Below are 7,869 nucleotides of genomic sequence, written 5' to 3'. Positions count from 1 at the left end.
CCCGCGACAATCAACAACAAGGGGCGGCCCCACCCGCCTCAACCCAACCCGGGCTCCCCCGACTACCCCTCGGCCCGAACCCGCGCTGAAAGGCCCACCCCCTACCCCACCTCCCCGAAGAACGCCGCGATGTCCCCCCTGGGCCAGGGTGAGCGGGCGTGTCCGCTGCTGGTGAGCGAACGCACCCTCCTCCTGGCCCCAGGCGGCCGCTGGTGCACGATGAAGGCCTGCGGCAACCGGAACAAGACCCGCGCCTACCGCAGCCGCCAAGCGGGCTGAAACCCCTCCCCGCCCCCGCCGACGGCCGCCTCCCCGCCGACGGCCCCCCTCAGCCTCAGTCCGCCGTAGCCCGCGCCGGGTCGTCCAGCGGTGTGCTCACCCGCAGCCACCGGTAACCGTACGGTTCCAGCTCGACCCTGACCTTCCCGTCCTTCTTCCCCACCGTGATGTCGTCCTCCCCGAGCAGATCCGTGAGGACCGTCCCGGCCGCCAGGCCCGACGCCTCGGTCACCACCTTCACCCGGCGGTCGGCGAAGTTGTGCAGGGCCAGGACGGCCCCGTCCCCGGTGGTGGAGAGATGTGCCAGTACCGCGTCGTCGCCCGCCGGGAGTATCTCGTGGGCGCCCCAGGCCAGTTCGGGGCTCTCGCGGTAGCACTCCACCAGCCGCCGCACGCAGGCCAGTTGGGAGCCCGAGTCCTGGCGCTGGTCGTGCACATTGACCTTCGCCGGTCCGAACTCCCCCTCCACCAGCGGGTTGGGGTAGTCGGCCGGATCCGCCGTGGAGAAGCCGGCCTTGGCGTCCGCCGTCCATTGCATGGGGGTACGGACCGCCTGCCGGCCCTCGGCGGCCAGGTTCTCGCCCATGCCGATCTCCTCACCGTAGAAGAGGACCGGCGTGCCGGGGAGGGTGAAGAGCAGGCTGTACGCCAGTTCCGTACGGCGGCGGTCGCCGTCGACCATCGGCGGGAGCCTGCGGCGCAGACCCCGGTCGTACAGCTGCATGTCCTTCTCGGGGCCGAACGCCGCGAAGACTTCCGCCCGTTCGTCGTCGGAGAGCTTGTCGAGGGTCAGTTCGTCGTGGTTGCGGACGAACGTCGCCCAGTGGGCGTCCCTCGGCGGCTCCGGCCGGTCCCGGAGTGCTTGCGCCAGCGGAGTCGCGTCGCCGCGCGCCATCGACAGGTACATCTGCTGCATGCCGATGAAGTCGAAGCACATGGTGAGTTCGTCGCCGCGCGAGGTGCCCGGCTCACCGAAGAAGCGCGCGGTGTCCTCGTACGGGAGGTTCACCTCGCCCAGCAGGATCGACTCGCCGTCGCGGCGGCCGAGGAAGGCCCGCAGGTCGGCGAGGTACTCGTGCGGGTCGGGCAGTTCGTCGGGCTGTCCGTCGGTCTCCAGCAGGAACGGCACGGCGTCCACCCGGAAGCCGGACAGGCCGAGTTGGGTCCAGAAGCCCATGATGCGGGCTATCTCGTCCCGTACCTCGGGGTTGGCGACGTTGAGGTCCGGCTGCTGCTTGTAGAAGCGGTGCATGTAGTACTGCTCGGTGCCCTCGTCGTATTCCCAGACGCTCGTCTCGGCGTCCGGGAAGACCACGTCGTGCGGGCCGTCCTCGGGGGGCTCGTCGCGCCAGACGTACCAGTCGCGGTACGCGGAGTCCCGGCTCGACCGGGCGTTCTCGAACCAAGGGTGGTGCTCCGACGTGTGGTTGACGACCAGGTCGGCGATGACGCGGATGCCACGGTCGCGCGCGGTGCGGACGAACTCGGTGAAGTCCCCGAGCGTGCCGAGCCTCGGGTCCACGGCGTAGAAGTCGGTGATGTCGTAGCCGTCGTCGCGCTCGCGCGTCGGGTAGAACGGCATGAGCCAGACGCAGGTCACCCCGAGCCGGTCCAAGTGGTCGATGCGCTGGGTGAGTCCGGCGAAGTCGCCGCAGCCGTCGCCGTCGCTGTCCTGGTACGTCTCGACGTCCAGGCAGTAGACGACCGCGTCCTTCCACCACAGGTCGGAGGTACGGGTCAGCCTCATCGCGAAACCTCCTCGGAGGCGGTCCGCGCGGCCGGCGCGGTCCGCGCGCCCGGGACGGTCTCCGCCACCGCCGGCGGTGGCTCCGTCACATCCAGCCTCGGCAGCACCTTCGCGCCGAACGCGTCGATGAACGCCTCCTGTTCCTGGCCCACGTGGTGCAGCATCACCGCGTCGAATCCGAGGTCGGCGTACTCCTGGAGCCACGCGGCGTGTTGGCCGAGGTCGGCGGAGATCCGTACGGAGTCCGCCACCTGTTCGTCACTCACGTGCTCGCTGACGACGTCGAACAGCTCAGCGGTGTCCAGGTCCCAACTCGCGGGCGGACCGTGCACGTTCGTACGCCACTGGTCGTGGGCGAGCGCACGGGCCTCGTCGTCGGACGGGGCCCAGCTCAGGTGCGTCTGGAGGTACAGCGGTCCGGTTCCCCCGGCCGAGCGGTACGCGTCGACGATGCGCCGCAGCTGCTCGTGCGGGGCGTTCACGGTGATCAGGCCGTCGGCCCAGTCCGCGCACCAGGCGGCGGTGGCCTCGCTGCACGCCGCGCCGAACAGCGGCGGGACGCTCTCGGGGCGGGTCCACAGCCTGGCCCGGTCCACGGTCACCAGCCCGTCGTGGCTCACCTCCTCGCCGCGCAGCAGCGCCCGGATGATGTCGACGCACTCGCGCAGCCGCGCGTTGCGCACGTCCTTGCGGGGCCAACGGTCGCCGGTGATGTGCTCGTTGGAGGCCTCACCGCTGCCCAGCGCGGCCCAGAACCGGCCGGGGAACATCGCGCCGAGACTGCCGATCGCCTGGGCGATGACGGCGGGGTGGTAGCGCTGGCCGGGGGCGTTGACGACGCCGAACGGTACGCGTCCGGTGGCCTGGAGGGCCGCGCCCAACCACGACCAGGCGAAGCCGGATTCGCCCTGCCGGGCGCTCCAGGGGGAGAAGTGGTCCGAGCACATGGCGGCGGTGAAACCCGCCTCCTCCGCGTGCACGACTGCGGTCAACAGGTCGCCGGGAGGCACCTGTTCGTGCGAGGCGTGAAATCCGTAGACGGTCATACGACGCGGGTACCCGCGTCCCGGAGAGTAGTCGAGCGGCGGCGCGGTGAGTTTTCCGCAGGGTGGTCGTCGCTGCCCCCGTTGCGCCCAACGTCGGCCGCGACAGGATCAGTTGAATCCGAGTATCAGTTGAGGCCGAGTATCAGGCGAGTCCGAGTATCAGCTGAATCCGAGTATCAGGCCGCCACCCGGTCAGCGGGGGTACGGCGGCGCAGCGCCGCGTTTTCCAGGGCCGGGGGTACGTACGCCTGGTCCAGCGCCCCGACATCCGTGCCCGGCGGGACGATGGCGTCGATCCGGTCCAGGATCTCGTCGGTGAGGGTGACGTCCAGACCGGCGAGCAGGTCGTCCAGGTGGGCCATGGTCCGGGGGCCGATGATGGCGCTCGTGACGCCGGGGTGGGCGATGGCGAACGCCGTGGCCAGGTGGGTCAGCGGCATGCCCGCCTCCTCGGCCACGGGAATGAGCTGCTCCACGACGTCGATGCGGCGCTCGTCGGTGAGGTGCTTGAAGAGGCCCGCGCGGCGCAGCCCGTTCTCCTCGTTCTTGCGGACCCGGCCGGTGAGCAGGCCCTGGGCGAGCGGCCCCCACACCAGCGCGCCCATGCCGTACCGCTGCACCACGGGCAGCACCTCGCGCTCGATGCCGCGGTTGAGGAGGGAGTAGGCCGGCTGCTCGGTGCGGAAGCGCTCCAGGCTCCGGCGTTCGGCCACCCACTGCGCCTCGACGATGTCGGAGGCCGGGGTGTTGGAGGAGCCGATGGCGCGCACCTTTCCGCTGCGGATGAGGTCCGTGAGCGCGGAGAGGGTCTCCTCGATGTCGGTCGTGGGGTCGACACGGTGGATCTGGTAGAGGTCGATGTAGTCGGTCCGGAGGCGCCGCAGCGAGTTCTCGACGGCCGTGATGATCCAACGCCGCGATGTGCCTTGCTGGTTGGGGTCCTGGCCCATCGGGCGGCTGACCTTGGTGGTCAGTACGACGTGGTCGCGGCGGCCCTTGAGCGCCTTGCCGACCACGTCCTCGGAGTCGCCGTACGCGTCGGCGGTGTCGACGAAGTTGATGCCCGCGTCCAGGGCCCTGTGGATGACGCGGATCGAGTCGTCGTGGTCGGCGTTGCCGATGGTCGAGGCGAACATGAGGGTGCCGAGGGCGTACGGGCTGACCTTGATGCCGGTGCGGCCCAGGGTGCGGTACTGCATGGGGACCCTCCTGGGGGTCGTGGAGGAGCACCGGGGATGCGGGTGCCCTGCCTCTGTACTCTGTAGCTAAACGGAAAGCCTTTCCAGAACAGAACTATACGGAAAGCCTTTCCGGTTACGCAACCGGAGGGATCGAGGAGCATGAGCGAGAGGGCCGTACCCGAGAGGGCTGCACGCGAGCAGGCCGCAGGCGAGAAAGCCGTACCCGAGAAGCCCACGCCCGAGAAGCCCACGCCCGAGAACCCCGCGCCGCCCCGCCGCATCCGCGCCGACGCGCAGCGCAACGTGGACGCCCTGATCAACGCCGCGAGGACGGTCTTCGACACGTCCGGCGTCGACGCGCCCGCCAAGGAGATCGGCGACCTGGCCGGCGTCGGCGTCGGGACCCTCTACCGGCACTTCCCGCTGCGGTCGGACCTGGTCAAGGCGGTGGTGGAGACCGGCATCGACGTCTGCGCGGCGGCGGGACCGCAGCTCAGCGCCGTACACGAGCCGTGGGAGGCGCTCACGGAGTGGCTGCGCCGGTTCACCGAGTTCCTGGGTACGAAGCGGGGGCTGGCCCCGGCCCTCCACTCGGGCGATCCGGCCTACGCGGCCCTGCCCGGCTACTTCCTGGAGAAGGTCGGCCCCGCTCTCGCGGCCCTGCTGGACGCGGGGTCGGCGGCCGGAGTCGTACGGGACGACGTCAGCGCTCTCGACCTGATCCACGCCATCGCCAACCTGTGCGTGCCCGTGCCCGGTCAGGGGCCGGAATACAACCAGCGCATGGTCGCGATCCTCGTCGACGGGCTGCGCACGCCGTACCAGGGGTCAGCGCGCTGACCGGTCGAGTACGACGGCTCCGGCCTCGTCCGCGGCAGGGGCCGCGGCGGCCTGAGGCTTGGGTCGCCCCGGCAGCAGCAAGCACAGGGGTACGGCGACGGCGGTGACGGCCACCGACCACCAGAAGGCCTCGCCGAAGCCGTCGGCCAGGGCGGTCGGGGCGGTCGGGGTGTGGGCGCCGGCGGCGGTGTGCTGGACGACGACGGCGAGGACGGCGATGCCCACCGAGCCGCCGACCTGCTGGGCGACGCGGGTGATGATGCTGGCGTCGGGGATCTCGTGGTGCGCCAGGCCCGCGTAGGCGGCGCCGGTGAGCGGGATCGTGGCGGTGCCCATGCCGAAGCCCCGGACGAACAGCGCGGCCATCAGCAGATACGTACTGGTACCGGCGGTGACCAGGGCGAACGGCACGGTGGCCGCGGCGACGACGGCGAATCCGACGAGGGCGACCGGGCGAGGGCCGAGGCGGTCGGTGTACGTGCCTGCCACGGTACGGGCGAGGAGCAGGCCGACGCCCTGCGGGATGAGGAGGAGTCCGGCGCCGAGGGCGTCCTCGCCGCGGACCTGCTGGAGGTAGAGGGGGAGCAGGAACATCGCTCCGTACAGCGTGATGCCGGCCAGGAAGCCGAGCGTGGCGGAGGAGGCGAGCGCGCGGTGGCGGAAGAGGCGGAGGTTGACGAGGGCGCCCTTTCCGGCCTTACGGGTCAGCGACCGGACGGTGAACGCGCCGAGCAGGCCGATTCCGCCGAGCAACGGGACGAGGACCTCCGCGTCGGCGAAGCCCGTACCGCCTTCGACCCGCGAAAGGCCGTAGATGACGGCGACGACGCCGGGCGAGAGCAGGAGCAGGCCGGTGACGTCCAGCCGGGGGTGGGGGCTGTCGGGGGCGGGGCGGTCGTCGGGCAGGTTGCGGCGGGCGAGGAGGATGCCGACGAGGCAGAAGGGGATGTTGACGACGAACAGCCGGCGCCAGTCGGCCAGTTCGAGGATGACACCGCCCAGGACCGGCCCGAGGATCGGCCCGAGGGCGGTGGGCAGGGTGACGGCCGCCATGACCCTGCCGGGGTTGCGGCCCTTGGCGGCCTGCATCACCAGCGTGACGACGAGCGGCATCATGATGCCGCCGCCGACGCCTTGGACGACGCGGAAGGCGATGAGGCTGCCCGCGTTCCACGCGAGCGCACACAGGACCGAGCCGAGCAGGAACGTACTCAGGGCCGCGATCCACAGACGTTTGCCACCGAGGCGGGACTGGGCCCAGCCGGCGATCGGGATGGTGGCGAACAGGGCCAGCAGGTAGGCGGTGCTGACCCACTGGATCGTGGCGAGGGAGGCGTGGAGCCCCCGCGCCAGGTCGTTGAGGGCGACGCTGACGATGGTGGTGTCGAAGACGACGGCGAGGGCGCCGACGATGACGGTGAGGGCGAGGCGGCGGACGGCGGGGTCCATGGGGGTGGGGTCTGCGGGGTCGGAACGGGTGTTCACGAACAACCACCTAAGATATAGAGTCCTATCTTACGGGGCCCACGGTAAGGTGCCGGAATAAGATATGCAAGCCTTTCTAATCAACCAGGCGGAGGTACGGATGCCCGAGCGGCGGCGCGGAGCGGCACTGGAGAAGGCGCTGCTCGACGCGGCGTGGGAAGAGCTCACGGAGCACGGCTACGCCAGGTTCACCATGGACGCCGTGGTCCAGCGGGCCGGCACCAGCCCGTCCGTGCTCTACCGGCGCTGGTCCGACCGCGACGAACTGGTCCGGGCGACCCTCGTCCACACCCTGGCGGAGTCCCGCCTCGGCGTGCCCGACACGGGGAGCCTGCGGGAGGACGTCCTCACCCTCATGCGGGAGATCAACGCGACCCGGGTCCAGCTCATCACCGTCATGAGCGTGCACCTGGCCGGCTACTACCAGGGGACGGGGACCAGCCCCGGCGAACTGCTCGCGGCGGGGGGCGAGAACCCGGTGGGCGTGCTCTTCGAACGGGCGGTGGCACGTGGCGAGATCACGCCGGAACGCCTCACCCCCCGCATCAAGGCACTCCCCTTCGACCTACTGCGACATGAGGTCCTGACGACGTTCGCGCCGGTGCCGGACGGGGTCCTGGAGGAGATCGTGGATACGGTCTTCCTGCCGCTGGTGCGCTGACGATTGCGACGATTGCCGCGCTGACGCCGACTACGCGGGGATACGGGCCCGCACCATGAGGGTGCCGACGTTCACCGGGTCCGGCGCGGCGAGCACTTCGGCGTCGATGTCGCGAAAGCCATGGCGTCCGAGGAGATCGGCCCACCATTCGGGCGTGTAGGACCACCGCAGGAGGGCGAGCTTGCGCCCGGCGGTGGTCGGTGTGCGGGTTCGGGCCGAGGGGTAGTCGGGGGAGCCCGGGTTGTGGTGAGGCGGGTGGGGCCGCCCCTTGTTGTTGATTGTCGCGGGGCCGGGGTGGGCGTCAAGGGCGCTCCTTTGTCGCGTCGGCTTCGCCGATTCCACTTCGTTCCACCCTTGACCCCCACCCCGGCCCCGCAAGTGCAGCTGAGGGGGGCGGCCCGGGGGAAGGTCCCCCGGGGGCTTGTCTGTTGTCGGGGTTTCGTCGCGGGCCTCGGCTTTCGGCGGGGTTTTGCGCACGACTTGAATGGGGCGGTGGCGGGTCGTCTCGGCGGCTGCCACGCCGGCTGTTGGCCGGTGTGCAAGCACCGTGTCTGTGGTGAGTGGGTGGTGGGGCGGAGGTGGTGGGGGGAGGCGGGTCGTCTGGCCTGTTTCGGTGGGTGGTGTGCTCTG

General features: G+C 70.8%; 8 protein-coding genes. 3 read left to right on the top strand and 5 right to left on the bottom strand.

Going from position 1 to position 7,869, the window contains the following annotated elements:
* Positions 1–279 (top strand): CGNR zinc finger domain-containing protein (locus GT042_RS39565; RefSeq protein WP_237531425.1); only part of this gene is annotated, 279 nt, incomplete at its 5' end.
* Between the two features lie 55 nt (positions 280–334).
* Here the strand turns inward: GT042_RS39565 and GT042_RS32185 are convergent.
* From GT042_RS32185 to GT042_RS32175, 3 genes are all read right to left on the bottom strand, one after another.
* A complete protein-coding gene (locus GT042_RS32185; RefSeq protein WP_161312225.1) occupies positions 335–2,026 on the bottom strand; it encodes an alpha-amylase family protein in 1,692 nt (563 codons plus the stop codon).
* Positions 2,023–3,072, bottom strand: a complete 1,050-nt coding sequence (locus GT042_RS32180) for a TIGR03885 family FMN-dependent LLM class oxidoreductase (RefSeq protein WP_161312224.1) — start codon at positions 3,070–3,072, stop codon at positions 2,023–2,025. The genes GT042_RS32185 and GT042_RS32180 overlap by 4 nt, the downstream gene beginning before the upstream one ends.
* Before the next feature lie 176 nt (positions 3,073–3,248).
* Complete coding sequence (locus GT042_RS32175) at positions 3,249–4,271, bottom strand: aldo/keto reductase (RefSeq protein ID WP_161312223.1); 1,023 nt, start codon at positions 4,269–4,271, stop codon at positions 3,249–3,251.
* A 141-nt stretch (positions 4,272–4,412) separates the two neighbouring features.
* Here GT042_RS32175 and GT042_RS32170 point away from each other — a divergent pair, with 141 nt between their 5' ends.
* The gene (locus tag GT042_RS32170; protein WP_161312222.1) at positions 4,413–5,093 is read left to right on the top strand and encodes a TetR/AcrR family transcriptional regulator; all 681 of its coding nucleotides are present in this window, start codon (positions 4,413–4,415) and stop codon (positions 5,091–5,093) included.
* Here the strand turns inward: GT042_RS32170 and GT042_RS32165 are convergent.
* Complete coding sequence (locus tag GT042_RS32165) at positions 5,082–6,542, bottom strand: MDR family MFS transporter (protein ID WP_161312228.1); 1,461 nt, start codon at positions 6,540–6,542, stop codon at positions 5,082–5,084. The genes GT042_RS32170 and GT042_RS32165 overlap by 12 nt on opposite strands.
* Before the next feature lie 136 nt (positions 6,543–6,678).
* Here GT042_RS32165 and GT042_RS32160 point away from each other — a divergent pair, with 136 nt between their 5' ends.
* Positions 6,679–7,239 carry a TetR/AcrR family transcriptional regulator gene (locus GT042_RS32160; protein WP_161312227.1) on the top strand — a complete coding sequence of 187 codons (561 nt, stop codon included), beginning with the start codon at positions 6,679–6,681 and terminating at the stop codon, positions 7,237–7,239.
* Between the two features lie 30 nt (positions 7,240–7,269).
* On the opposite strand, the gene GT042_RS32155 is transcribed toward GT042_RS32160, so the two are convergent.
* Complete coding sequence (locus GT042_RS32155; protein WP_161312221.1) at positions 7,270–7,581, bottom strand: hypothetical protein; 312 nt, start codon at positions 7,579–7,581, stop codon at positions 7,270–7,272.
* Positions 7,582–7,869: the final 288 nt, after the last annotated feature.

It is taken from the genome of Streptomyces sp. SID3212, from assembly GCF_009865405.1.
GTDB lineage: Bacteria > Actinomycetota > Actinomycetes > Streptomycetales > Streptomycetaceae > Streptomyces.
This window is presented reverse-complemented; position numbering and strand designations above follow the sequence as displayed.